The 25,915-nt window shown below is 62.5% G+C and carries 21 protein-coding genes; 11 read left to right on the top strand and 10 right to left on the bottom strand.

What is annotated here, in order from left to right:
* Nucleotides 1–7: 7 nt before the first annotated feature.
* The 6 genes from CEY11_RS16355 to CEY11_RS16330 form a co-directional block, all read right to left on the bottom strand.
* Nucleotides 8–424 (bottom strand): GNAT family acetyltransferase, encoded by a 417-nt coding sequence (locus CEY11_RS16355; RefSeq protein WP_088604483.1) that lies wholly within the window; start codon nt 422–424, stop codon nt 8–10.
* A 92-nt stretch (nt 425–516) separates the two neighbouring features.
* Complete coding sequence (locus CEY11_RS16350) at nt 517–1,497, bottom strand: Bug family tripartite tricarboxylate transporter substrate binding protein (protein WP_088604482.1); 981 nt, start codon at nt 1,495–1,497, stop codon at nt 517–519.
* A complete protein-coding gene (locus tag CEY11_RS16345) occupies nt 1,494–2,327 on the bottom strand; it encodes an aspartate/glutamate racemase family protein (RefSeq protein ID WP_088604481.1) in 834 nt (277 codons plus the stop codon). The genes CEY11_RS16350 and CEY11_RS16345 overlap by 4 nt, the downstream gene beginning before the upstream one ends.
* A 6-nt stretch (nt 2,328–2,333) precedes the next feature.
* On the bottom strand, nt 2,334–4,058 hold the full coding sequence (locus CEY11_RS16340) for an FAD-dependent oxidoreductase (RefSeq protein ID WP_088604480.1): 1,725 nt from the start codon (nt 4,056–4,058) through the stop codon (nt 2,334–2,336).
* An 83-nt stretch (nt 4,059–4,141) separates the two neighbouring features.
* On the bottom strand, nt 4,142–4,906 hold the full coding sequence (locus CEY11_RS16335) for an SDR family NAD(P)-dependent oxidoreductase (protein ID WP_158215345.1): 765 nt from the start codon (nt 4,904–4,906) through the stop codon (nt 4,142–4,144).
* Nucleotides 4,907–4,988: 82 nt separating this feature from the next.
* A complete protein-coding gene (locus CEY11_RS16330) occupies nt 4,989–5,537 on the bottom strand; it encodes a VOC family protein (RefSeq protein ID WP_088604478.1) in 549 nt (182 codons plus the stop codon).
* A gap of 436 nt (nt 5,538–5,973) precedes the next feature.
* Here CEY11_RS16330 and CEY11_RS16325 point away from each other — a divergent pair, with 436 nt between their 5' ends.
* On the top strand, nt 5,974–6,624 hold the full coding sequence (locus CEY11_RS16325; RefSeq protein ID WP_158215344.1) for a TetR/AcrR family transcriptional regulator: 651 nt from the start codon (nt 5,974–5,976) through the stop codon (nt 6,622–6,624).
* A 6-nt stretch (nt 6,625–6,630) separates the two neighbouring features.
* Here the strand turns inward: CEY11_RS16325 and CEY11_RS16320 are convergent, their stop codons facing one another.
* The 3 genes from CEY11_RS16320 to CEY11_RS16305 form a co-directional block, all read right to left on the bottom strand.
* Nucleotides 6,631–6,903, bottom strand: a complete 273-nt coding sequence (locus CEY11_RS16320; RefSeq protein ID WP_088604476.1) for a hypothetical protein — start codon at nt 6,901–6,903, stop codon at nt 6,631–6,633.
* Nucleotides 6,904–7,152: 249 nt separating this feature from the next.
* Nucleotides 7,153–7,860 (bottom strand): RraA family protein, encoded by a 708-nt coding sequence (locus CEY11_RS16315; protein ID WP_088604475.1) that lies wholly within the window; start codon nt 7,858–7,860, stop codon nt 7,153–7,155.
* Nucleotides 7,861–8,494: 634 nt separating this feature from the next.
* Nucleotides 8,495–9,418, bottom strand: a complete 924-nt coding sequence (locus tag CEY11_RS16305) for a LysR family transcriptional regulator (RefSeq protein WP_088604473.1) — start codon at nt 9,416–9,418, stop codon at nt 8,495–8,497.
* Nucleotides 9,419–9,511: 93 nt separating this feature from the next.
* Between CEY11_RS16305 and CEY11_RS16300 the strand changes: the two genes are divergently transcribed.
* The 6 genes from CEY11_RS16300 (at nt 9,512) to CEY11_RS16275 (ending at nt 17,672) form a co-directional block, all read left to right on the top strand.
* Nucleotides 9,512–10,492: a tripartite tricarboxylate transporter substrate binding protein gene (locus CEY11_RS16300; RefSeq protein WP_088604472.1), complete on the top strand. Its 981-nt coding sequence runs from the start codon at nt 9,512–9,514 to the stop codon at nt 10,490–10,492.
* A gap of 3 nt (nt 10,493–10,495) precedes the next feature.
* The gene (locus CEY11_RS16295; protein ID WP_088604471.1) at nt 10,496–11,878 is read left to right on the top strand and encodes an MmgE/PrpD family protein; all 1,383 of its coding nucleotides are present in this window, start codon (nt 10,496–10,498) and stop codon (nt 11,876–11,878) included.
* Nucleotides 11,875–12,864 carry a Bug family tripartite tricarboxylate transporter substrate binding protein gene (locus CEY11_RS16290; protein WP_088604470.1) on the top strand — a complete coding sequence of 330 codons (990 nt, stop codon included), beginning with the start codon at nt 11,875–11,877 and terminating at the stop codon, nt 12,862–12,864. Before CEY11_RS16295 ends, CEY11_RS16290 begins: the two co-directional genes overlap by 4 nt.
* Before the next feature lie 85 nt (nt 12,865–12,949).
* Nucleotides 12,950–13,906, top strand: coding sequence for an isocitrate lyase/PEP mutase family protein (locus tag CEY11_RS16285; protein ID WP_158215343.1), 957 nt, complete (start codon nt 12,950–12,952; stop codon nt 13,904–13,906).
* The gene (locus tag CEY11_RS16280; protein WP_088604468.1) at nt 13,903–15,567 is read left to right on the top strand and encodes a hydantoinase B/oxoprolinase family protein; all 1,665 of its coding nucleotides are present in this window, start codon (nt 13,903–13,905) and stop codon (nt 15,565–15,567) included. The genes CEY11_RS16285 and CEY11_RS16280 overlap by 4 nt, the downstream gene beginning before the upstream one ends.
* Nucleotides 15,564–17,672 carry a hydantoinase/oxoprolinase family protein gene (locus CEY11_RS16275; protein ID WP_088604467.1) on the top strand — a complete coding sequence of 703 codons (2,109 nt, stop codon included), beginning with the start codon at nt 15,564–15,566 and terminating at the stop codon, nt 17,670–17,672. The genes CEY11_RS16280 and CEY11_RS16275 overlap by 4 nt, the downstream gene beginning before the upstream one ends.
* 90 nt (nt 17,673–17,762) lie before the next feature.
* Here the strand turns inward: CEY11_RS16275 and CEY11_RS25190 are convergent, their stop codons facing one another.
* Nucleotides 17,763–17,966: a hypothetical protein gene (locus CEY11_RS25190; protein ID WP_143322895.1), complete on the bottom strand. Its 204-nt coding sequence runs from the start codon at nt 17,964–17,966 to the stop codon at nt 17,763–17,765.
* 200 nt (nt 17,967–18,166) lie between these two features.
* On the opposite strand from CEY11_RS25190, the gene CEY11_RS16265 reads away from it, so the two are divergent.
* From CEY11_RS16265 to CEY11_RS16250, 4 genes are all read left to right on the top strand, one after another.
* Entirely contained in the window at nt 18,167–19,177 is a 1,011-nt protein-coding gene (locus CEY11_RS16265) for an aldo/keto reductase (protein ID WP_088604465.1), read from the top strand.
* A gap of 742 nt (nt 19,178–19,919) precedes the next feature.
* The gene (locus CEY11_RS16260) at nt 19,920–21,440 is read left to right on the top strand and encodes an efflux transporter outer membrane subunit (RefSeq protein WP_143322892.1); all 1,521 of its coding nucleotides are present in this window, start codon (nt 19,920–19,922) and stop codon (nt 21,438–21,440) included.
* Nucleotides 21,437–22,609, top strand: a complete 1,173-nt coding sequence (locus tag CEY11_RS16255) for an efflux RND transporter periplasmic adaptor subunit (RefSeq protein WP_233154923.1) — start codon at nt 21,437–21,439, stop codon at nt 22,607–22,609. The genes CEY11_RS16260 and CEY11_RS16255 overlap by 4 nt, the downstream gene beginning before the upstream one ends.
* Nucleotides 22,606–25,794, top strand: a complete 3,189-nt coding sequence (locus CEY11_RS16250; protein WP_088604464.1) for an efflux RND transporter permease subunit — start codon at nt 22,606–22,608, stop codon at nt 25,792–25,794. The genes CEY11_RS16255 and CEY11_RS16250 overlap by 4 nt, the downstream gene beginning before the upstream one ends.
* Nucleotides 25,795–25,915 lie beyond the last annotated feature (121 nt).

Here is a 25,915-nt window from a genome sequence, read left to right as displayed (position 1 = left end):
CCGGCGCTCAATCCGGGATCAGGCGCCGGCCCAGCGGCACAGCGTCGTCGCGGGTGTAGCCCAGCGACTCGTAGAACTTCAGCACGCCGCTGTTGCTGCTGCGTACCATCAGGTTCAGCTTGGGGCAGCCGCGCTCGATCAGCAACTGCTCGGCGCGCCGCATCAGCGCCGTGCCTATCGCCCGGCCGCGCTGCGGCTCGGCTACCGCCAGGTAGTAGACCCAGCCCCGATGACCGTCGTAGCCCACCATCGCGGTGCCCGCCAGCGCGCCGTCATCTTCGCAGACCAGGAACAGCTCGGGCTGCTGCGCCAGCTTGCGCTGGATATCGCGCTGCGGATCGTTCCAGGGCCGCAACAGGCCGGCCTCGCGCCAGAGCGCGATCACCGCGTCTTCATCAGCGGTTCGATAGGAGCGTATTTCCATGGTGCAGACAGGCCTCGGATCCGATGTAAATCCGGATTTTAAGGCCTGCCGGCCTCATGCCCGTCCCCGGCCACGAGGCCATGCATAGACACTTACTTGAGCATTTTCTCGGCCTGCTCGCTGCTTTGCACAAGATAAGCGCCGAATTCCTGCGGCGTGCTGCCCACGGGCTGGCCGCCCCTGGACTGCAGCTTTTCGCGTATTTCGGGCATCTGCACGACTTGCCTGGCCACGCTGGCCAGCTTCTCTACGACGGCCTTCGGCGTTCCCGCCGGGACGAAAATCCCCATGATGGAATTCGCATCGAATTTCGGAAAACCCGATTCGGCCATGCTGGGAGTTTTCGGGAACAGGTGTGCCCGCACGGCGCCCCCCGACGCAAGCAGCTTTATCTTGCCGGACTGCACCAGCGGCTCTGCCGAACTGGCGGTGATCAAGCCCATGTCGAGGCGGCCTCCCATCATGTCGGTGAGCATGTTCGCCTCGCCTTTGTAGGGAATTTTGTTGAGCGCGATCCCACCCTGCTTCTCGAGCATCTGGGCCGCCAGGAGTTGCGCCGTGCCGTTGCCCGTGTGGCCCATCGTGATGTCTCCGGGGTGGCTCTTGGCCAGCGAAATCAGCTCGGGAACCGTGTCCGCCTTGAGGCCGGGCCTTGCCGCCAGGACTTGATCGGTGGTCTGCACCAGGCTCACGGGAATCAGATCTTTGGATACCTTGTATTGCAGGTTCTTTTCGGTTATGGGCGCCAATATGATGGGGCCGCCGGTAAACCAGCCTATTGAATACCCGTCGGGCTTGGAGCGCACCACATGCATCACGGAAATGGCGCCGCCCGCGCCCGGGCGATTCACGACGATTACCTGCTGGCCCAACAGCTTGCTCATGGCCTCCGCCACGATGCGGGCGATCACATCGGTGCCACCTCCGGCAGAATACGACACCGTCATTTCTATCGGCCGTTCCGGGTAGCCCTGTGCCGACACGGACGAACACAGCAGGCCCGTCAAGAACAGTAAAAAGACGGACAACACCCTGCTCACATCCGTCAATAAGGTAATGCCACTCTTTTTCATGATTTCTCCTCCTGTGCCTGCGCGGCAGATAGTGTCCGAACTGCAATATTTCTTGCGTGCTTTATATATGCGGCCTTGGGTTGTCGATAAATACCCGCATGGCTTGTTCTGAAGCCGGTCTTGCGGCCAAGATTGACGAGAGACTCCGCCATGAGCATGACCGCAGAAAAAGAATCCAGGATCGGCACCCCGTCAAGCTCGGCTACACCGTGATAAGCCAAAAGCGCATTCAGCACGCCCTCGGCGGGAATGATCACGTCCACTCCATCGGCGATCATCGATCTCATGGTGGCAATCGGGCCATCCAAAATCGCACGGCTCGCGCCGAACGCGCCATCCATCGTGTATTCGTCCAGCTCCGGATCGCAGGGCCGTACCAATGCAATCTGATCTCTGAATCCATAGGCAGACGCGCGCGCCCAATTGCTGCGCACAGCGGCCCGGGTGGGCACCAACAAGCCTATGGCTCGGCCCGCGCTCTTCGCCACCTGTACCGAAACTTCAAAAGCCCCCAATACGGGGATGTCGACGACGCTGCGGCATGCGTCAATCTGCGGATCGCCGAAACAGCTCATGGCGACCGCGTCATAGCCCTGTCGCTGGGCCGCAATCACGTTTTCCACCACCTGAAGGGAGTTCAGCTCGGAAAGCCAGCGATAAGATGCCGCCTGTATCGGCGCCAGATCGCGGTGGTGGGTGTCCGGATCGAGCCCATGCAGATCGACGCGGGTATCCGCGGCGAGGACATGGGATGCGCGCTGCCGCATGAAGCCCACGTATGCCGGCTGACTGGCAAGCGCCGTAACACTCTGGTGCCATATTCGGATCATGTTTCGCTAAGCCGCCCTGTCAAGTTGCGTACCGAGTTGCACATCGCCGAGCGCGGCGTGGCGCATGGCCCGGTATGCGAATACCAGCGCCGGCCCGATTGTGATGCCCGGCCCCGGATAACTGCCGCGCATCACCGAGCCCATGTCGTTGCCGCACGCGTACAGGCCTTCAATCACCGAGCCGTCCGGCTTCAGCACCCGCGCGTATTCGTCCGTGCGCAGGCCAACCGCCGTCCCCAGCGTGGCAGGGACTATCTCGATCGCGTGATAAGGAGGCTTATCCAACGCAATCAAGCACGGATTGGGCTGTCCCCGGTCATCTCCGTTATAGCGATTGAAAGCGGTCTCGCCCTTATGGAAATCGGGATCCTTGCCAGCCGCCGCATATTCGTTGTGCCTGCCGATCTCGGCTTCCAGCGCGGCGGGATCGATGCCGAGCTGCCGGGCCAGCCCGGAAATCGTGCGGTCGGATTTCAGATAGCCGCTCTTGATGTAGCGGCGCCTGGGGAATGGATACGGCTTGACCAGCCCCAGGCCATAACGGCGGATGAAGCGCTCATCGCAAACTATGTAGGCCCGGCCATGGGGAGCCACCGCGCCGTGGGCAAACATGGCCAGGACGACGTGGTGATACGAATCGGCCTCGTTGACGAAGCGCCGGCCATGCTGATCGACAACGATCGCCCCGGGCTTGCCCCGATCGAGATGGCCGTAGGGAAACACAATATCTGCGCCTCGCGGATCGGACGCGACAGACGCAGGCGTCCAGAAGCCCGGAGACACCATGTCCTTGTCCACTTCGGCTCCGATGTCCTCGCACGCCCGGATTGCATCGCCCTCATTGCCCGGGCTGGCAAGAGAGTGCCGATGCGAGTGGTGGGGGGCAAGCCTTTCCCTCAAGTCCGCCGAATGCGGAAAGCCGCCAGTCGCCATCACGACTGCCTTGCGTGCGCGCACATCGATCAGGCCACCCGCCGCGGCGACCTGCGCGCCGCACGCGCGTCCATTTTCCAGATACAGTTGCTTGAGGGCATGCCCGGTATGAATCGCCACACCCATTCTTATATTGCTGAGCAATAGCCTGCCGATCAAGGCGTTCCCCATCAACAAGCGGGTACCCCTCGAATAGCGCATGCGATCGACGGCATAGCGCCCCAGCAGCGACGCCACGTTCCGCGCAGCGGCAAAAGACGACCAGGGACGCAGCAGCATGGGAATTTCTTTGCGGCCCACCATCAAGCCGCCCAACACCATGAATGCGCGGCGCGGCGGCAAGACCTTTTCGAACTGATCGCCGAGCAGCGTCCCGTCGAAAGGGCGGGGGGACAATGATCTTCCCGTGGGGCTTGCGCCGGAAGCATCCGATACGTAATCGGGCACTCGCACATAGTCGAATTTCAATTCGGTGTGTTTTTCCAAATAGCCGATGGCCTCGTCGCAGGAACTCAGATAGGCATCGACCAGCTTGGTGCGTATGTTTGCCCCTATCTGGCTTTGCAGGAATGCCCGGGCCTGATCCCGCGAATCGGGCGCTTTGGCATTCCTGGCGTGCTTGCTGTCCGGAATCCAGGCCACGCCACCGGAGGTCGCCGTCGTCCCCCCCAGGCGTCCGGCCTTTTCGAATAGTGCAACCGACAAACCCTGGCTGGCCGCAACGGCCGCCGCAGCCATGCCCGCGGCGCCACTGCCGAAAACCACGACGTCGTACTCGGACATGGTCGAACCGGTCATATCAATGGGATCCGCAAAGAAAGCTCATGCGCGAGCTTGCGATCAGTGGCGGGAAGGCCGCCAGGCCATAGCGATTTCCGCGATCAATTCGCGCTATACCCGCCGTCGACAGGCAATATCAGGCCCGTTACATAGCGCGACAGATCCGATGCAAGAAACAGTAGGGGGCCGGCCAGATCTTCCGGCTCGGCCACTCTTTTGAGCATGGTGCGCGATGCGGATCGCTGCATCCGCGAATCCGCCCCGCTGCGTAGATCGGCCGTCAACGGCGTGACCACGAAGCCCGGCGCAAGCGCGTTGACCCTTATATCGAAAGGCGCCAAGTCTCTAGCGAGAAATTTCGTAGCTTGCGCCACCGCGCCTTTGGATGCCGCATAAGGGATGCTGGCGAACGACGCCAGAAGCGCCGCAATGGAAGCAACATTCACGATCGCCCCCTTCGTCTCTTTGAGATCTTCGAGGCAGGCGCGCGACATGTTGAGCACCCCTTTCAAATTCACTGACATGACCCTGTCGATTTCGTCGTTGAATCCCGGATCTTCCAACTGGGCGCGCGTCGTGACCCCGGCATTATTGACCAGTACGGCAACGGCTCCGAAATGCTCACGCACCGCGGACACGGCCTCGCTGCACGATTCCTCGCTGCGCACGTCCACCGCAAACCCCTTGCATACCGCGCCCTCTGCCTGCAGCTGTGCGGCAAGCGCGTCGGCCTTGTCCGCATTCACATCCAAGGCCGCCACAGCGCAGCCCGAAAGTGCCAGGGCCCGCGCGAACGAGGCCCCCAAGCCCTGGCCGGCTCCGGTTACGACGGCGACGCGGGATTCAAACAGTTTGGGGTAAGTCATGAACGAACTGCTCCTCTGAATTTGGAAACGGGCATGGATCCTGCGGCCGCACCCTGGCCGGCCGGCGGCTGGGGCCCGAGCCTCATATCTTTTGCGCGGAACGACGAGTGCTGGAAAGTTCCTTCTTCTGGGCGTTCCAGGCATCGAGATCCGCTTTCGCCCGCTCTTGCGCTTCGACTTCGTTCAGCACCAGAGGCACCGAAAGCTCCAGGCGATTTCCGCTCGGATCATAGAAATAGAGAGACCTGACGGTGTATCCGGTACGCGGGCCGTCCACCTCGATTCCCCTGGCCTGCAACCTGCGCTTCGCCTCTTGCAGAGCCTCTTCATTGTCGACTCTCAGCGAAAGATGCTGTACCCAACCAGGGGTATTGGGATCCCCGCCCATTTCCGGCTCGCACGGCAAATCGAAGAAGGCGATGTAGCTGCCGTCGGCCATGCGGAAGAACACATGAATATACGGGCAATACTCGCCTTTATATGTGTCCACCTTCACCGAATGCGCAAAAGTCAGACCGAGCACGTTCGTGTAGAACTCCACGGTCTGTGCCGCATCTTTGCAACGATAGGCGACATGGTGCAAACCTTGCAGTACCAGCGGCTGACCCGCAGTACGGGAATCAGGGGACATCAAAAATCTCCTTGTGCTAGCTCGGTGCGCTGATACAAATCGGGATCGCAGGCGCCCGGCTTCAAGCCACTGAGTCATCGCACGTTCTATTTATGTCAGTCGTGCCATTTTGACGTTAATGACATACACTGTCAAGAGGCCTGCTGCAGATAAGCGCAGCGACAGACAGGCGCAGCGGATTCGGCTCGGAGGCACGGAGCAAACGGCAGCCATGGCAGGCAACGATCGCGCGGACTTTCGGCGCCGCAGGCGGCCGATTCAGGGATCACGCGGCGCGGAGACGGTGCGCGCGCCAGCATGGAAACTTGACAGATGCCATTTCGGGCCGTCTACACTGTCTATGCCAAGCAGCACGACTCCGACATAGGATTTCATCTAGAAAAGCCCCATGCCACCATCAAGCAAACCGTCGAAAAATTCCGTCGCCGCCCCTCCCATGGGGACAGTTCAACGCAGACAAGAGCGCCTGCGCCGCCGTCTCTTCGACGAGGCGAACAAATTATTCGAAGAAAATGGCGGCGAAGAAGGCCGTGGATTCGAAGACACGACAGTCGAACAGATCGCCGAACGCGCGGACATATCCGCCCGGACATTCTTTCGTATATTCGAAAGCAAGATCGACGTGATCTATCTCGACATGCGCAAGTCGATGGCCGAATACTTCGAATGCCTGGACGCCCGCCTCGCGCAGGATCTGGATCCTTTGTCGGCGGCAGTCCTGGCGCGCCTCGATCAAATACATCAATTCGTCAGCGACGCAAGCAACCTGCAGCGCCTGCGCCGCGCCATACGATCGCCCCACTTCGTCGCGCGGCGCGCTGCATGGTATGCAGAATGGCAAATGCGCCTGCGCCAGGCGCTGCGTCCCTACATACGGCAAAACACGGATGCAGAGCTCAGAGCCTCGCTGATCGCGGCGACAGTCGTGAAGATCGGAGAGGTCGGGCTGCTCAGCTGGTCGGAATCGGGAGCCAAAGGCCGCCCTGAAATCTGGATAGCAAAGGCCTTTTTGTCGCTCAGTGAAATTCTGGAAATCGACCGGTCTCGCATAGAAGCCTACCTGCACCCGCCGTCGAAGTCCAAATAATCAATGTCAGCGGTGCCCGCGGCCGCCGTGACCATGCCAGCCGCCGTGCCACCCGCCGCGCCAGCCGTGATAATGGTGGTAGTACGGGCCGCCGCCCCAAATACCCAGGCCGAAGTAAACCGGCGGCCCGACATAGGCCGGAGCGGGCGCGGCATACCCATAGCCGTCGTAATAGGCGTATCCCGGGCTGGTCGGGTAGACCGCACAGCCGCCCAAGGCACCCAACACACAGAGCGAAAATATCAGGCGTTTCGCCACGCCGTTCGTAATTTTCCTCATGAAACTTCGACAAATGCGGGCCGAGAAGGTTCTGCGGCCGGGAAAATTGTTACATCACGGAACGATTACCCCAAGCCCGGCAACCTGAATGCCGGGGCTGGGCGCCGCGCCAAGGACGCCGGGCCGCGGATAAAGACCCGCCCGTCCGGGGCGAGCTGCGGCTGCCCACAGCGGAGCAAGCGCGTTCGCCCCGGCCCATAGCCTCATGCCCCGCCGCAGGCGGCCGCGGGCAGCCCCGCGCACCTCCCATTATTTCCCCGCGAATTCGTCCCTGAGCTGCTGCAGCGTCTTATCGGCCGCCAGCATGCCGGTGTCGCGCAGCGCGCCCTCGAGCCAGCCATAGACCAGCTTGCCCGCCGCAATGTCGCGCAAACGCGCCTGCTCGGCCTGCACCTTCTTCGCGCCGTCTTCCAGGGCTCGCGCCACTTCCGCACGCGGCACCACCATGACGCCGTCGCCATCGCCCACCACCAGGTCGCCGGGCTGCACCGCCACGTCGCCTATCGAGACGGGATGGCCGATGCGCCCGCCCAGGCCCTTGGTCGGGCCGTTGGGATTGGCCGCCGCCGCGAACACCGGAAAACTGCCCTGCCGCAGACTGGCCACGTCGCGCACCGCGCCGTCGATCACCACGCCGGCGATGCCGGCCGCCGCCGCGTGCGCGCACATCAGCTCGCCCATCAGGGCGCTGCTGGCGTCGGCCTTGCCGTCGACAACGATGACGTCGCCGGGCTGCGCCAGTACCAGCGCGGCATGCAGCATGAGGTTGTCGCCCGGGCGCAGCTCCACGGTAAAGGCCGGCCCGCAAACCTGCATTTGCGGCGCTACCGGCTGGATACGCCCGGCCAGCGCGCCGCGGCGTCCGCAGACGTCGGACAGGATGGAAGGAGCGAGTTCACGGGCGCGCGCCACCAGGTCGCTGGACACGCGTTCGAATGCACTATTGATGCTGGTCATGTAATTTTCCTGTCAACGGGGGCCTCATCTCAAATTGCACGCTGCCTGCGAACCACCCTGCAGGTCGATACAAGTGTACTATTCCCGCAGGCGTTCTTGCGCCACCATGGCCTGGAAACCACGGTATTTGAAGTCTTAGGCCTGGGAGAGATCCAGGAAGATCTGCGGAAGCCGTTCGCACTGCTCAGCCTGGCACCGCTAGAACAGGAACACCGGCAACTTTCCAAGCAAGGTTCTTACGGGTTGACGCCGGAGCCTGGGCGATCCGCCTGCGCCTCGATCACCATATGGAGGATCAGCAACGGGTCGAAGTTGTAGAGGTTCCGAGCACATGGGCCAGCACGAACTGCGGCTGCAGGGCGCGGTAACCCAGGGCGATGCCTCGGCGCGGCTGCTTATCGAGCACGCTCACGAATTCCAGTTGCGCACCGCGGCTTAGGATACGTGAAACAGAGCCGGCGCCGGCAGGGTTTGTCCAATTCTCGCGTGCGACTGTATCCAGCAAATGAAAGACAGAGCGCGCCAAGACCCGTGTGAAGGTCGCATCGAAGAAATTTAATCGCCGCAGACATGAGGCTTTGCTTCCAACGCATTCACCGGCTCTACCTGTCAGTATGCTCAAGCGACTATCACGCTACGGCAATGACTTCGATACTACAGTCAACTCGTCGGAACACTGCCGTATCAATCGGGAAACTTCCCGGCATGCTAGCGTAGTTGGCCTCACCGTCGAATTGCAAAGAGCAATCGTGTATGTCATGGTCGGCGAGACGATCTTCGAGGCAGTGAGCTGTCCAGTGCGCAGTTCTTCCTCTACGGCACGAAAGCCGATGATGGCTCTTAAGCGAGACTCCGCGATGATGCTCTTCTGAAGATTCAGCGAATCACATTCAAGAGCCACCGAAAGTTCTATCTGCTTTCTGCGCGCCAACTGGTCAAGTAAATGCCGAAAGTGATTCGGCGTGCCGGGTAAAACTAGCGGGACGCGGTGAATCTTCTTGAAAGGGATCGTCGGGTTGGCCGTCATCTCATCCCCCGGAGGCCCCACGAGCAAGAAATCAACTTTACCCAGCGGGGTCTCGCCCTCGTTAGGCCTGCCGTACCGGTAAAGAATGGCGATATCGATGTGGCCACCTTGCAGCCACTCGCTCAGGTTCTGGCTGGAGCCCGTGACAACGCGAATACGAATATCTGGAAATAGCGCCTGCGTTCGCTGGAATACCATTTTTATCAGCGGTCGCGCAGTGGACACCGCAACGCCGATACTCACCAGCCCCGACGGACGGCGTACGCTCGTCCTCGCATCCTTCGCCAACTGCGAAGCCTCATCAAGCCAAGCGAGAACGCGAGGGTACAGAGAAGTACCCGTCTCGGTAAGAGCCAGACCACGACCAGTACGGTGGAACAGGCGGCCATCGCACTTGCGCTCGAGCAACGACAACTGCCTGCTGACCGCCGACTGAGCAATGCCTTGCGCCGTTGCCGCGCGCGTCACGCTGCCGTGCTGGGCCAGCAATATGAAGAGCCTCCATTGGTTCACCGAAATATTCGTTTCCATAACATTTCCGTCATACCTGATTTAAGCATTATATGTATTGATGGAAAGCGGGGTGCTCCCTAAACTTATCCGAAAAATATTAGGAGACGACCTATGCGACGCAGAACAGCGATGATCGGAGCCGCGTTCATTCCTATCGCGATCAGTACCAGTCAGCTCGCGCTAAGCGCACCGGATAAATATCCGAAATACCCGATCCGATTGGTCACGGCCTACGCACCCGGTGGAACCACAGACATCTTGGCCCGCCTGCTCGCTCCAAAGATGACTAAAGAATTGGGCGTATCGGTAATTGTGGAAAACCGCGCCGGCGGAAACACAATCATAGGCACCGCCTACGTCGCACATGCCTCACCAGATGGCTACACCCTGCTACTGGCATCAAACTCTCACGTCATCCTGCCGGCCATGATGCGGCTACCGTATGATCCGCTTGCCGACTTCACCCCGATCGCGACGATCTCGAGCACAGAACAAGTTCTCGTTCTCAATCCTGCATTCCCTGCGCGCAATCTGTCTGAGTTCATCGCGTACGCCAAAGCGCACCCGGGGGAACTGAACTACGCCTCCTCGGGCACCGGCAACGTGACACAGTTAGCAAGCGAAATGTTCAACCTTGCTACCGGAGCGCATGCTCGGCAGGTGAACTATAAAGGCACAGGCCCCGCGATTATCGACGTGATCGCAGGCCGAGTGCAGATGAACTTCTCTCCAATCATCGCCGTCCTACCCTATATCAAACAGGGCCAGCTACGCGCAATCGGCGTCTCGGGCAAGAAACGCTTCCGCGAGTTGCCTAATGTGCCGACATTCACCGAATCGGGCTATCCGAGCTTCGACGTACGGGCATGGTACGGGCTGCTCGGCCCTGCCGGCATGCCGCAGCCTGTCGTCGGCAAACTTGCCGCCACCATCAACAAGATCTTGGCACAGCCTGACATCCGAGCGAAACTCGCACAGCAGGGATCGGATCCGTTCATCTCCACCCGAGCTGGATTCTCCAAGCAGATCGCCACCGAACTTGCGCTGTACAAAAGGGTCGTCAAGGACGCCCACATCAAGACGGGGGGCTAGGCAATGCTCGCAAACGATTTCGGCGGATTCATTGCGAGCACGACGTTCGACGATCTGCCAGTGGAAGTAATCGAAGCCGCGAAGCTGCGCGTTCTCGACCTGCTCGGCGCCGCGCTCGCAGGCTACCAACTGGGTTGCCACGCAAACCTGCTGCCGCTGGTTCAGAACCCAGGGCCGAGCACCGCATGGGGTGTGGGTACCCCACTGTCGGTGCGCGATGCGACTCTGCTCAACACATTCATGTCACATGCTCTCTACATCGAGGACGGTTCGAGGTATACAGGCGGTCATCCGGCGTGTGTGGTCATTCCGGCCGCTCTGGCGTTGGCCGAATCGAGACAAGCATCCGGCAGGGAGCTGATCGCAGCCGTCGCCGTCGGATATGAAATTTTCCTGCGCCTGGGTCGCGCGCTCTATCCCTCTCTGCTGGAGCGTGGCTTCCAGAGCACAGCCGTGATCGGGGCCGCTGCCGCGGCGAGCGCCTGCGCGCGCCTGATGGATCTTTCTCCAGCACAGTCCACGGACTCGTTGGCGATCGCGTGCACGCTCGGAGTCGGATTCAAGGAGTCGTCGAAAAGCCCCACAAGCCAACCGCTGCAGGTCGCACGCAGCGCCGAATCGGGCGTGCTGGCGACCCTGTTCGCGGCGCAGGGTGTGCCCGGTGCGGAATCGATTCTCGAGAACGGCTTCCTGCCCGGTTTCGCGGCCAAGCCAGACCCGGTCGCGTTGACCGATGAGCTCGGCAAGCGCTTCAGCATTGCCGAAGTCTATACCAAAATCCACGGCGGTTGCCGCGGAAATCACGCGCCAGTCGACTTGATCGCACGTCTCACGCAGGGTGAACGACTGGTCGCCGGGCGAATCGCAGCGATCAAGATTCGCGTCGACTCGGCCACGTTTGCAAACGAGATCGCACTGCCGGCAAACGGCAAACAGGCGCAATACAGTGTCGCGTTCGCGGTAGCGGCGCAACTCGTTTATGGCGAATCCTCAGTGTTTCGCTACACCGATGCCGCACTTGGCGATCCTGAAATCCAAACTTTGATGGCGTGCACCGAGGTCGAAGCCGACCCAAAGCTCGATTTAGCTTTTCCCGACAAGCGGGGTGCGTCCATCAAGATCGTTATGCACGATGGCAGCTGTCGCCAAGGCGAGATCGACAACGCGCTAGGCGAGCCTGAACATCCGTTTTCACACGAACAGATCGAGGCCAAGTTTCTAAGTCTGACAGAGCAACTACCAGACAGACGCGGCAAATCGATCCTGGCCTGCGTACAGCAACTCGACGTACTCGACGACATCTCAGCGCTGTGCTCGCAACTCGATCTTGGCCATGCATTTCCTCATTCCACCGTTACGTCCGATTCGATCAAGAGGGTATCATGAAGAAAATCACATCTCGCCGGGACGCGCTCGCCGTCCTGGGTGCTGCGGCGATCACCGGCCTGTCGACTCGAACGAGGGCAGCCCAGGATAAGTTCCCAAGCCACCCTATTCACATCGTGGTCACCTTTACGCCAGGCGGCACCAACGACACACTTGCGCGGCTACTCGGCCCCAAACTCACAAAAGCATGGGGCCAGCCGGTGATCGTCGACAACCGCCCAGGCGCCAACGGCATTATCGGCACCGAGTATGTGGCCAAAGCCGCACCCGATGGCTATACCATCCTGTCGGTGTCGGACACTCACATGATCACGCCACTGCTCTACCATGTACCCTACGATGCAGTGGCTGACTTCACGCCTGTGGCTACGATCGCCAAGAGCGAACTACTGTTAGTGGCCAACCCCTCGGTACCAGCCAATACCGTGTCGCAGTTGGTCGAGCTTGCCAAGGCGAAACCAGGCTCACTCACCTACGGCTCGCCCGGCATTGGCAATTCACTGCATCTCGCGGGGGCGCTCTTCGCTGCAATGACAAACATTCGGATGTCACACATCCCATACAAGGGTGCGGCGCCAGTCGTGGCGGATCTCATCGGCGGCCAGGTGAAGCTGTTTTTCAGCCCGCCCGTCAATGTCGTGCCCTACGTGAAGAGCAAGCGACTCAAGGCAATCGCCGTGTCCGGTTCAAAACGGCTGGCATCGCTACCGGAGATCCCTACCTTCGAGGAATCAGGCCTGCCGGGATTCGACGTTGGCATATGGCAAGGCATCCTCTCACCCGCAGCCACGCCCAAGCTAGTGGTACAGAAGTATGCGCAGGAAATCTCCAATATCGTGCAAACACCGGACTTCGCACGGAGCCTCGAGAAGATCGGCATGACGCCCTTGGTCTCCACCCCCGCCGAATTCAGACACCGCATGGCCGAGAGCAGCCGCAGATATCAGAAGGAGATCAAGACGGCAGGCCTGACGAAGATGGACTAAGAAACACCGATATCCGGACTCAACGCTACGACGCGCCCCTATGGCAGACCGAGAGCGGCAACGTTTTATCCTAAGGAACTACGACATGAACCATCTGCAATCCGCAGGCGCCAAACTGCGAGCCTTAATCGAAACCGGCGAGACCATTTTGTTGCCGGGCGCCCATGATCCGCTCACCGGCAGGGTGCTGCAACGCATGGGCTTCAAGGCGCTGCAGTGCGCGGGCTGGATGACCGCCGCACATTTGACGACGCCGGAGCCGGTGATGACTATGACTGAGCAGGTCGAAGCCGCACGCCGGGTTGCTCATGCCGTCGACGTGCCAATCTTCTCGGATGCCGGCACCGGGTATGGAGATCCGATTCACGCCATGCGAGCGGTGCGCGAATTTGAAGCCGCCGGCATTGCCATGGTGCACATCGAGGATCAGGTCTTCCCAAAGCGGGCTTCCTACCACCGCGGGCTCGAGCACGTAGTGAAGCTTGACGATTTTCTGCTACAGCTCGAATACGCGCTCGAGGCGCGGCGCGACAAGGACTTCATGATCTTCGCACGCACCGACGCAGGCAACGCAGAAGGAGGCTCATGGAAGGAAGCCGCAAAGCGGGCACGCGCCGCTAAGGCAATCGGGGTCGATGGTATCTTGCCGATGACGCGCAACCGCGAGTCGGTCGAACGCTTTCGCCAGGAATATCCGGACGACGACTTGGTCATGTTAACCACGACCTACTACAACGGCATGCATCCCGAGGAGCTACGCAAATTCGGCTTTCAGATGATCTGCTATCCACTGGCAACCATCGTGTCTTCAGTCGCCGCTGTGACGCAGCTCTACCGGGGCGTACAAGAGACCGGCATCGCCGCGATGGATCCGGAACTGGCTCGTATTACACGGGAGGAAGTCGAGGCTGCGATCGGGCTGCCTGAATTTTGGGAAATCGAGAAGGCCACCGTCGAGTCAGCAAGCCAGAGCTACGAGGGCAAGACCAATGCCGGCTATGAAGGCGCCGAGCAGAAAAAGGTGGCCGGAGGCCACGCATGACCACATCTTCATTTGACGATTCGGTTACTCCCGAACCGACCGACTTCGTAGGCATCGAGATCACCCGTGGCCGCTTGCAGTCGATCGTCGATGAGGCGGGAGGCGCGCTGATCCGCAGTGCCTTCTCCCATATCGTACGCGAAGCCAAGGACTTCGCTTGCGCGATCATGAGTCGTGACGGCGCGACGGTCGTGCAATCGGCACAGAGTGTACCCGTGTTTCTCGGCACAATGACCCACACCGTGGGCAATCTGCTTACCCGCTTTCCCGTCGACAGTCTGAAACCCGGCGAAGTGGTCGGTACCAACGACCCTTGGCTGTGCACAGGACACCTATTCGACTTGACGTTGCTCGCACCAATCCATGTCAATGGCCATGCAGTGGCACTCGCAGCCGTGGTCGCCCATCTGACCGACATCGGAGGCCGCGGCTTTGCAGTCGATTCGAAAAGCGTGTTCGAAGAGGGGCTGTGCCTTCCTCCACTGCGCATCGCCAACGCCGACGGCATCGACCCAACAATCCGTGCAATCCTCGAAGCCAATGTCCGCATGCCCGAGCAAGTGCTCGGCGATCTGGGAGCCATGCTGAACGCGGTCTCCGTGATCGGCACGCGCCTCAGTGCCCTATGCGTCGAAACTGGTGTCACCCGCTTTCATGCGGTCTGCGCCGAGCTTGAAGCCCGCACCGAGCGCTATATGCGCCAAGCCATTGCGCAGCTGCCAGACGGCGCCTATGCCACTGCGCTCAAATCCGACGGCGTGCTCGGCAAGGGCTTCGAACTTCGGCTCGAGGCTCGCGTGAAGGACGACGAGATCGTAATGGACTTCGCCGGCTCGACGCCACAGATCGAAGCCGCAATCAATTCCTGCTACTCCTACACGCGCGCCTACGTCGTCTATGCGCTCAAGTGCCTGCTCGCGCCACGCCTGCCATTCAACGAAGGCGTGCTGCGGCCGATCCGGCTCGAAGCGCCCAAAGGCAGCGTGGTCAACAGCACTTTTCCCGCCGCGGGTGCGGCACGCAACCTCGTCGGGCACTATATTCCGATGCTGGTCATCAATGCAATGAAGGAATTGATGCCAGAAAGAGCGATCGCGGAGTGTGGGTCACCGCGGCCGATCATCAATGTCTCCGGCACAGATCCAAGGAATGGCCGTATGTACTTTGCGCCGATCCTCGTAATGGGCGGATTTGGCGCTCGAGCGACCAAGGATGGGCCGTCGGCCCTGGTTTTCCCGACCAACACCGAGGCGGTTCCCGTTGAAATGATCGAAAGCACTTGCCCTCTGCTTGTCGAGACCAAAGAACTGGTACCTGACTCTGGCGGTGCAGGACGCTTTCGCGGCGGCCTCGGCCAGCGAATCTCGATCCGCTGCCTGCATGGCGAAGCCACAGTATCACTGATCGCACAACATCTCGACCGCGGCCCCCAAGGAGTCTACGGCGGAATGCCGGGCGCGCCAACGCGCATCATTATTGGCGACCGCCTCATCAAGCACCTGCCGGGGCCGCTTCCTCTGCCGGCTGGACAGAGCGTGACTTTAGATTCGCCCGGCGGCGGCGGCTATGGGCCTCCATCCAAGCGCGATCCCACCGCTGTCGAGCACGACCGCCGACAAGGCTATGTGAACACTGCCGCGCCAGCCGGCGCCTATTCATGAAGAAAGAAAGGAACAACGTGAACTGGATCATTGGCGTCGATATCGGCGGCACATTTACCGATCTCGTGGCAATCGACACCACAACCGGCACGCGCATCACCCGCAAGGTGCTGACCACGCCGCGTGCGCCGCTGGAGGGCGTTGCTGAAGCTCTGCGCCAGTTCGAGCAGGCGTCGGGTACGCCGGTGGCCAAACTCGATTCGCTGATCCACGCGACCACACTCGCGACCAACACGCTGCTCGAACGCAAGGGCGCCGTGACCGCGCTACTGACGACCCGCGGCTTCAGAGACATCCTGGAAACCGGACGCGAAGATCGCTATGACCTATACGATCTGCAAATCGACCTTCAGCCTGCTTTGGTCGATCGCGAACAACGCATCGGCATCGACGAGCGCGTCGGTGCTCGCGGTGAAGTAATTCATGCGTTGGACATCGCAGGCGCGGAGGCGGCGATTGCGGCACTTCCCCAGAACATTGATGCAGTTGCAGTCTGTTTTCTGCATTCGTATGCCAACCCAGAGCATGAGAGATCCGTCGGCGACATGCTGCGGCGGCTGAGGCCGGCCTTACATGTCAGCTTGTCCAGCGACGTCGCGCCTATTATCCGTGAATATGAACGTTTCACAGCAACGGCAATCAATGCCTATGTAGGCCCGAACGTCAGCGCCTACCTGGCCGATTTGAAGGGATTCCTCAACGACTCGGGCTTCAAGGGCTTCATTGGAATCATGAAATCCGACGGCGGCATGTGCACGCCCGCCGAAGCAAGCCAACTGCCTGCACGCATCCTGGAATCCGGGCCGGCGGCCGGCATTCTTTCGGCTGCGCACACGGCAAAGACGCGGGGCGAGCGCCTGGCCGTCGCCTTCGACATGGGCGGTACAACGGCCAAGGCCTGCCTCATCACGGATGGCGAGCCGGTGATCGCCGATGAGTTGGAAGTGGCGCGGCTCGCCCGCTTCACCAAACACAGCGGCCTGCCGCTCAGGCTGCCAAGCCTCGACTTGATCGAGATCGGTGCAGGGGGAGGATCCATCGCATCGATCGGCGACCTCGGCCTTCTGCAGGTAGGCCCGAACAGCGCTGCGTCCGAACCGGGGCCGGCGTGCTACGGACGGGGGGGCGACAAACCGACGGTCACCGACGTCGATCTTCTGCTCGGCTATCTGAATCCCCGCTATTTTGCCGGAGGTTCGCTAAGACTCGACCGGAAAGCAGCCGAGGCAGCGGTGAGCCATCACATACTCGAACATACCGGCACCAACGACATCGTCGCTGCAGCGTGGGGTATCAACGACATCGTGAATGAGAACATGGCACGCGAGATCCGGCTGCATTGCGTGGAACATGGCATTGATCCCGCATCGGTCACGCTGATCGCCACAGGCGGCGCAGGCCCGGCCCACGCTGGCCAGATTATGACCAAGCTCGGCGCGCGCCGAATGGTTCTACCCACCGACGCTGGCGTAGCCTCCGCGGTCGGACTGCTGCTCGCGCCCCGCTCTATCGAGAAGACAGTCACCGAAGTGGCACTCCTCGCAGATCTCGGCACCGAAGGTCTGAAACAGCGGCTCACCGCTCTGCGAAGATCAATTGCCCTTTCAGTGGCCGATTTTGGGGACGAGCTACAGACGCGCTACGTACTACACATGCGTCTGCGCGGGCAAGCCTATGAAGTACGTGTCGGCGCGCCAGATCCGCTTACCCAAGAATCGCTCGCTCAAGCATTCGTGGAGGAACACGTCCGCCGCTTTGGTCGGCCACCCGCCGACAGCCCAGTCGAGGTCGTTAATTGGAGCGTGACTCTGTATCAAATAAGCCGCTCGGGTGCCGGTGCGGCCTATTCGGATAAGGTTTCCGATCGCATCGGTGATGCTCGGCGGGACGCCTACTTCGGCCCCGAGCATAGCTGGCACTCGTCGCCGGTGCTGCACCGCTCCACACTGGCACCACGAACTCAGCATTGTGGGCCATTGCTTATCGAAGATGAGGGTTCAACCATCGTCGTTGCGCCTGGTCAGCGATTGGAAGTAGACATCTGGGGAAACATCTGCGTGGAAGCGGATCGTAGCGAAGCACAAGGCTCTACCGCGAATCCATGAGAGTTCCGCAACATACTGCCGGATGCCTGCGGCGCGGCAGTATGGCCTGCGGGCAGGCCTACTCGATGCAGTCCGAGGCCAAAGGCTTATTCAACGGCGCAGAATACGAGCCCGACTCGAGGCTCGGCTCGAACTGGTGCGCACCAGCGGCTGCTCCGCATATAACTGCGAGCTTGCCGCGACAGTCGAAGAGCACAGAACGGAATTGATGACGATGGACGCCAAGACCTTGAAGGCCTTCCCCAAGATCGCGCTGCCGATGGTCGCCGCATAATCGCGACCCACGAGAAGCACGCTGACCTCGGAGCCACCGGAGCGAAAGGAAAATTCCCGCGTGCGACACCGTGGTTTTTATGTACTATTTAAAGTTCGAGACTGTGGCTGACTTAAGCCTAGCTGCAGCCGCAATAACAGCCGCAACCGCGGCTCGATCAACACGCTGCGCGCAGGCGGCCCTTGGCGGCACGACCGGCGCCGGCACATCGGGAAATGACATGCAATACCGCCGTCTGGGTAACAGCAACCTGAAAGTCTCCGCCCTGTGCCTGGGAACCATGATGTTCGCCGGCCCGACCAACGAACAAGAAGCCGGCCGCATCGTCGCCTCGGCCGCCGAACACGGCATGAACTTCATCGACACCGCCGACGTCTACAGCAAAGGCGGCTCGGAGCAAATGGTCGGCAAACTGCTGGCCGGCCAGCGCCACGACTGGGTGCTCGCGACCAAGCTGGGCAACGCCATGAGCAAAAAACCCAATCAGGCCAACTACTCGCGCAGCTGGCTGATGCGCGAAGTCGACGACAGCCTGCGCCGCCTAAATACCGACTACATCGACATCCTCTACATGCACCGCGACTTCCACGACGGCAACCTCGAAGAGCCGCTGCGCGCCATGGCCGACCTGATCGCCGCCGGCAAGCTGCGCTACTACGGCATCTCCAACTTCCGCGGCTGGCGCATCGCCGAAGTCATACGCCTGTGCGAACGGCTCAACGTCCCCGCCCCCGTCGTCTGCCAGCCCTACTACAACCTGCTGAACCGCGGCCCCGAAGTCGAAATCCTGCCGGCCTGCGCCCACTACGGCCTGGGCGTCGTCCCCTACAGCCCCATCGCGCGCGGCGTGCTCACCGGCAAGTACCAGCCCGGCCAAGCGCCCGCCCCCGAAACCCGCGCCGCGCGCGGCGACAAACGCATCATGGAAACCGAGTTCAAAGAAGAATCGCTGCTCATTGCGCAAAAACTCGCCCAGCATTGCGAAACCCGCGGCATCAAGCCCGGACATTTCGCCACCGCCTGGGTACTCGCCAACCGCAACATCAGCGCAGTCATCGCCGGCCCCCGCACCCTGGCCCAGATGGAAGACTACTACCCCGCCATCGACGTGGCCATCTCCGCCGAGGAAGAGTCCCTGGTCGACAGCCTGGTCACCCCCGGCCACACGTCCGTCCCCCGCTACAACGACCCCAGCTACCCCTTCTACGGCCGCGTCACCGCCGCCGCATAGCCGCCGAGCGAGCGAACCCCGAAACCATCAACCCGTAACCGCCCCATTCCAGGCCGCGCCTTAAAAACCAGATCCCACGGCGAACCAAGGCCCAATACCTCTACCCGCCTACAAAACCAGCGGAGAGAACGGGGTGCCTCCTGGAGGTGAGTGGGGTATCGAACCGGAAGGAGGTACCCCGTTCTAGGCCGCGCCTGAAGAACCAGCCCGCCGACGAACAAAACCCCCACGGCCCCCTACCTGCCTACAAAACCAGCGGAGAGAACGGGGTACCTCCTGGAGGTGAGTGGGGTACCGAACCGCAAGGAGGTACCCCGTTCTAGGCCGCGCCTGAAGAACCAGCCCGCCGACGAACCAAAACCCCACAGCCCCCGCCTGCCTACAAAACCAGCGGAGAGAACGGGGTGCCTCCTGGAGGTGAGTGGGGTATCGAACCGGAAGGAGGTACCCCGTTCTAGGCCGCGCCTGAAGAACCAGCCCGCCGACGAACCAAAACCCACACGGCTCCCGCCCGCCTACAAAACCAGCGGAGAGAATGGAGTATCTCCCGGAGCCGCGCCTTAAAAACCCCGACCAACGACGCAAAAACAAACAAGCAGAAAACTGACAAAACTGTCATATTCGAGACAGCCTCAAGTCCTGCAACAAAGCGTAAAGTCTTGGGTTATTTAGCAGCAGCATGCCCCGCGCCCACCGCCGGCCCGCCGTCCAACCCTGACAACCTCCGCCCGCAACCCCTGCCATGCTCCTACCCCCGCAGCCGCAACACCCTAGGGCGCGACCTGGCCGCGCCCTGGCCTGCGCGGCCATCGCCCTCGCGCTGGCCGGCTGCGCCGCCGGCCCCGACTACGTGCGTCCCACCCTCGACATCCCCGCCGCCTACAAAGAGCCCGGCCCGTGGAAAAGCGCCAGCCCGGGCAGCATCGACCCGCACGGTGCATGGTGGAAAGCCTACCGCGACCCCACCCTGGATCGCCTCATCGAACAAGCCGACGCCGCCAACCAGAACATCCAGCAGGCCCAGGCACAATACCGCCAGGCGCAAGCCACCGCCGCCGCCGCGCGCGCCGGCTTCTGGCCCACCCTGGGCGCCGGCGCCGGCGCCCAGCGCGCCCAGACCAACACCAACGGCCCCAAGCTCGGCAACACCTACTCCGTAGGCCTGAGCGCCGCCTGGGAACCCGACCTCTGGGGTGCCATACGGCGCAGCGTGCAGGCCGGCGAAGCCGCCAGCCAGGCTAGCGCCGCCGACCTCGCCGCCGCGCGCTTGAGCATCCAGGCCGCCGTGGCGCAAGACTACATGCAGCTGCGCATCACCGACCTGCAGATCGACCTCTACACCCGCACCATCGCCGCCTACCAGCGCGCGCTGCAACTGACCCAGAGCCAATACGCCTCGGGCGTCGCGCTGCGCTCGGACGTCGCCCTGGCACAGAACCAGCTCAGCACCACACAGGCGCAGGCGCTGGATCTGCGCGCCCAGCGCAGCCAGCTCGAACACGCCCTGGCCATACTGGCCGGCAAGGCACCGGCAAACTTCTCCCTGGCGCCCGCGCCCAGCAACCCGGCCCAGACCCTGTCGCTGCCGCTGCGCCTGCCCGAGACGCCCACCGGCGTGCCCAGCCAGCTGCTCGAGCGACGCCCCGACATCGCCGCCGCCGAGCGCCGCGCCGCCGCCGCCAACGCCAACATCGGCGTGGCTCGCGCCGCCTACTTCCCCGCTCTTACGCTCAGCGCCTCGGGCGGCTACAGCTCGGACAGCTTCGTACAGTGGTTCGACGTGCCCGGGCGCGTCTGGGCCCTGGGCGCCGCCCTGGCCCAGACCCTGTTCGACGGCGGCCTGCGCCAGGCCCGCAGCGACGCGGCGGTCGCGGCCTATGACGCGGCCGTCGCCCAATACAAGCAGACGGTTCTAACCGGCTTCCAGGAAGTCGAAGACAATCTGGCGGTGCTGCGCATTCTGCACGACGAAACCGCGGCACAGGAACAGGCGGTGCAATCCGCGCAATTGGCCGAGCGCCTGGCGCTGGCCCAGTACCGCGCCGGCACCAGCATCTACCTGAACGTCGTCGCCGCCCAGGCCCTGGCTCTTAGTGCCGAGCGCAGCCTGGCGCAACTGCACGGCCGCCAGCTCATCGCCAGCGTGGCGCTGATCAAGGCCGTGGGCGGCGGCTGGAACGCCGCACAAATCGAACCACCGCGCCCCGCCCCGGGCTCCACAGGCGGCGCCCCGAACCCCGAGCATCCGAGTAAAGCCTCATGAGCAAGATTTCCTCCGCGCGACGTTCCATGCTGACCACCGGCCTGCCGGTGCTGATCCTGCTGGGCGGCTTGATCTGGTTCATGAGCCGCCACGACAGCGACGCCCGGCCGAGCAAGGTCGCCGCCAACGCCCCCGTACAAGCCACCGTCACCGAGGTCAAGCCGCAAGACGTGCCCATCTACCTCACCGGCGTGGGCACCGTCACCGCGCTGCACAGCGTCACCGTGCGCACCCGCATCGACGGCCAGCTCGACCGGGTCGGCTTCAAGGAAGGCCAGGACGTAAGCGCCGGCCAGCTCATCGCCCAGATCGATCCACGCAGCGCACAGGCGCAGCTGGATCAGGCCGTGGCGCAGAAGGCCAAGGATCAGGCCGAGCTCGCCAATGCCCGGCTCAATCTGCGGCGCTACGCCGAACTGGTCAAGCAGGACGCCGCCACACGCCAGACCCTGGACACGCAGCGCGCCCAGGTCGCCCAGCTGGAAGCCGCCGTGCAAGCCGACGAGGCGCAGATCAGCTACGCCCGCACCCAGCTCAGCTACACCCACATCACCGCGCCCATCAGCGGCCGGGTGGGCGAGCGCCTGGTGGATCCGGGCAATATCGTGCACGCCACCGACGCCGGCGGCCTGGTGGTGATCAAGCAGATCGACCCCATCGGCGTGGTCTTCACACTGCCGGAAGATTTCTTCGTCGACATCAACCATGCGATGCGCACCAGCAAAGAACCGCTGCAGGCGGTGGCCTATAGCCGCAACAGCCAGCAGCCCCTGGGACACGGCAGCCTGCTGCTGCTGAACAACCAGATGGACACCAGCACCGGCACCATACAGCTCAAGGCCAGCTTCCCCAACCCGGTGCATGACATGTGGCCCGGCCAGTATGTCAACGCGCGCCTGTACCTGGGCGTGCGCAAGCAGGCGCTGGTCATGCCGGCCGAAGTGATACAGCGCGGCCCCGACGGCACCTACGCCTACGTGCTGGACGACAAAGACATCGTGCACCTGCAGTACGTGCACGTGGTCGTGATGCAGGACGGCATCGCGGTCGTCGACAAGGGCCTGGCCGCCGGCCAGCGCGTCGTGGTCGAAGGGCAGTACAAGCTGCGCCCGGGTATCCACGTGACCAAGGTGCAGACCATGGCCGCCACAGCGGAGAAAGCGCAGTGAGCATCTCCGCCAACTTCATCAAACGCCCGATCGGCACCTCGCTGCTGGCGGTGGCGCTGTTCCTGCTGGGGGCGGCGGTGTTCCCGCTGCTGCCCGTGGCGCCCCTGCCGCAGGTGGATTTCCCCACCATCCAGGTGACCGCCAAGCTGCCGGGCGGCAATCCCGAGACCATGGCCTCCAGCGTGGCCCAGCCGCTGGAGCGGCAATTCTCGCTGATCGCCGGCCTGACGCAGATGACCTCGATCAGTTCGCTGGGCAAGACGCAGATCACCCTGCAATTCTCGCTGAACCGCGACATCGACGGCGCCGCACTGGACGTGCAATCGGCCATCAACGCCGCCACCGGCCAGTTGCCGCCCAATCTGCCGACCCCGCCCACCTTCCGCAAGATCAATCCGGCCGATGCCTCGATCATGATCCTGTCGGTGCAGTCCGACGCCCTGCCCATCACCGAGGTCAACGACTACGCCGACAACATCATCGCCCAGCAGATCTCGCAGCTCGAAGGCGTGGGGCTGGTGAACATTTTCGGCCAGCTCAAGCCCGCGGTACGCATCCAGGTCGATCCGGACAAGCTGGCCGCCCTGGGCCTGAGCCTGGAGGACATACGCGGCGTCATTGCCGAGAGCACCGTCAACGCGCCCAAGGGCACCGTAGACGGGCCCAAGCAAAGCTTCACCGTCTACACCAACGACCAGATCCTGAGCGCCGAGCCGTGGAACGATGTGGTGCTGGCGTACCGCAACGGCACGCCCATCCGCGTCAAGGACGTGGGCCGCGCCGTCGCCGGGCCCGAAGACGTCAAGCAGGCCGCCTGGGCCTTTGCCGGCCGCGCCGCGCCGCCCGGCGAAACGGCCCTCGACGGCCGTTCGCTGGTGGTGGGTATCACCAAGCAGTCGGGCGCCAATGTGATCGACACCGTCAATCGCATCAAGGCCGCCCTGCCGCGGCTCCGGGCCTCGATCCCTGCTTCCGTGCACGTCACCACGCTGATCGACCGCACGCAGAACATCCGCGCCTCGGTGCATGAAGTCGAAATGACGCTGCTGCTGTCCATCCTGCTGGTGGTGGGCGTGATCTTCGTCTTCCTGCGCAGCGTGCCGGCCACCCTGATCCCCAGCGCCACCGTGCCCCTGGCGCTGCTGGGCACCGTGGCCATCATGTATTTGCTGGGCTTCAGCCTGGACAATCTTTCGCTGATGGCCCTGACCATCGCCGTGGGCTTCGTGGTCGACGACGCCATCGTCATGCTCGAGAACATCTACCGGCACATCGAAGAAGGCATGTCGCCCATGGAGGCCGCCTACAAGGGCGCGGGGGAAATCGGCTTCACCATCGTCTCGATATCGGTGTCGCTGATCGCGGTGTTCATACCGCTGCTGCTAATGGGCGGCATCGTCGGCCGGCTGTTCCGCGAGTTCGCCATTACCGTGACCCTGACCATCGTGGTGTCAGTGCTGGTGTCGCTGACGCTCACGCCCATGCTGTGTTCGCGCTTCCTGAAAGACCAGCACAAGCAGGCCCACGGCCGCATCTACCAGATGTTCGAGCGCGGCTTCGACAAGCTGCTGGACGGCTACCGGCGCGGCCTGAACCTGGTGCTGCGCCACCAGTTCCTGACGCTGTGCAGCTTCCTGCTGACCCTGGCGGCCACGGTGCTGCTGTTCATCGTGATTCCCAAAGGCTTCTTCCCGCAGCAGGACACCGGCTACATCTTCGGCTTCGCCGAGTCCGCGGAGGACACCTCGTTCAACGCCATGAGCCAGCGCATGACGAAGCTGGCCGACGTGCTGCGGCAAGACCCGGACATCACCCAGATAGGCATGAGCAGCAACCAGCCCACCTTCAACACCGGGCGCTTCTTCATCAGCCTCAAGCCCAAGGACGAGGGGCGCACCGCCAGCGCCGACCAGATCATCAACCGCCTGCGTCCGCAACTGGCCAGGGTCGAAGGCGTCCGCCTGTTCCTGCAGGCCGGGCAGGACATCAATGTCGGCGGGCGCCTGTCGCGCACCCAGTACCAGTACACGCTGACCGACGCCAACCTGGACGAGCTCAACACCTGGGCGCCGCGGGTGCTCGAGCGCCTGAAGCAATTGCCGCAGCTTGCCGACGTGGCCAGCGACCAGCAGAATTCCGCAGCCACCGCCACGATCACCATAGACCGTGCGCGCGCATCCAGCTTCGGCATCACGCCGCAGCTCATCGATGCCACCATCTACGACGCCGTCGGGCAGCGCCAGGTCGCGCAGTTCTTCACGCAGATCAACAGCTACAACGTGATCCTGGAAGTCACGCCGCGCCTGCAGGAAGACCCGGATCTGTTCAGCAAGCTGTACATCACCTCGCCGCTGACCAAACAACAGGTGCCGCTGTCGACCTTCGTCAAAGTGGACACCACCAAGACCGGCTACCTGTCCATCAGCCACCAGAGCCAGTTCCCGGCGGTGACGATTTCCTTCAACCTGGCCCCCGGCGTGGCGCTGGGCCAGGCGGTCACGGCCATCCAGAATGCCACCACCGAGATGAACCTGCCGCAGTCGCTGGTCAGCTCGTTCCAGGGCACCGCCAAGGCCTTCGGCGAATCGCTCGCCACCCAGCCCTACCTGATCGCCGCGGCCCTGGTAGCGGTGTACATCGTGCTCGGCCTGCTGTACGAAAGCTACATCCATCCGCTGACGATCCTTTCCACCCTGCCCTCGGCCGGCGTGGGGGCGCTGCTGATACTCATGGCCAACGGCTACGACCTGTCGGTGATCGCGCTGATCGGCATCATCCTGCTGATAGGCATCGTCAAGAAGAACGGCATTATGATGATCGACTTCGCCCTGGCGGCCGAACGCCAGCAGGGGCTCGAGCCGCGCGAGGCGATCTACCAGGCCTGCCTGCTGCGCTTCCGGCCCATCATCATGACCACCATGTGCGCGCTGCTCAGCGGCCTGCCGCTGATGCTGGGCCACGGCGCCGGCTCGGAACTGCGCCGTCCGCTGGGCTATGCCATGGTCGGCGGCCTGATTCTGTCGCAGGCGCTGACGCTGTTCACCACGCCGGTGATCTATCTATATCTGGATCGGACGCACTACTGGTACATGCGGCGCAAGAAGGCGCGGCAGGTGCGCAAGCTGCGCCGCGCGCGCCTGGACGCCCGCGGCGCGCCGCAGCTGCAGGAGCGGCCGGGTGAATGAGCCGCGCACCAGCCTGGGGGCGCCGCGGCGCGCCGCCCCCGCACTGGGCCCGCCCCGGGCGCAGGGCCGGGCTGCAGCCTGGCGCAAGCAGGCTCTAGAATAGGGGGTCGCAACGGTGTTC

Origin of the sequence: Candidimonas nitroreducens, assembly GCF_002209565.1 — a bacterium.
GTDB lineage: Bacteria > Pseudomonadota > Gammaproteobacteria > Burkholderiales > Burkholderiaceae_B > Candidimonas > Candidimonas nitroreducens.
The sequence above is the reverse complement of the archived record's forward strand: the minus strand, read 5'-3'. Positions and strand labels throughout refer to the sequence as shown.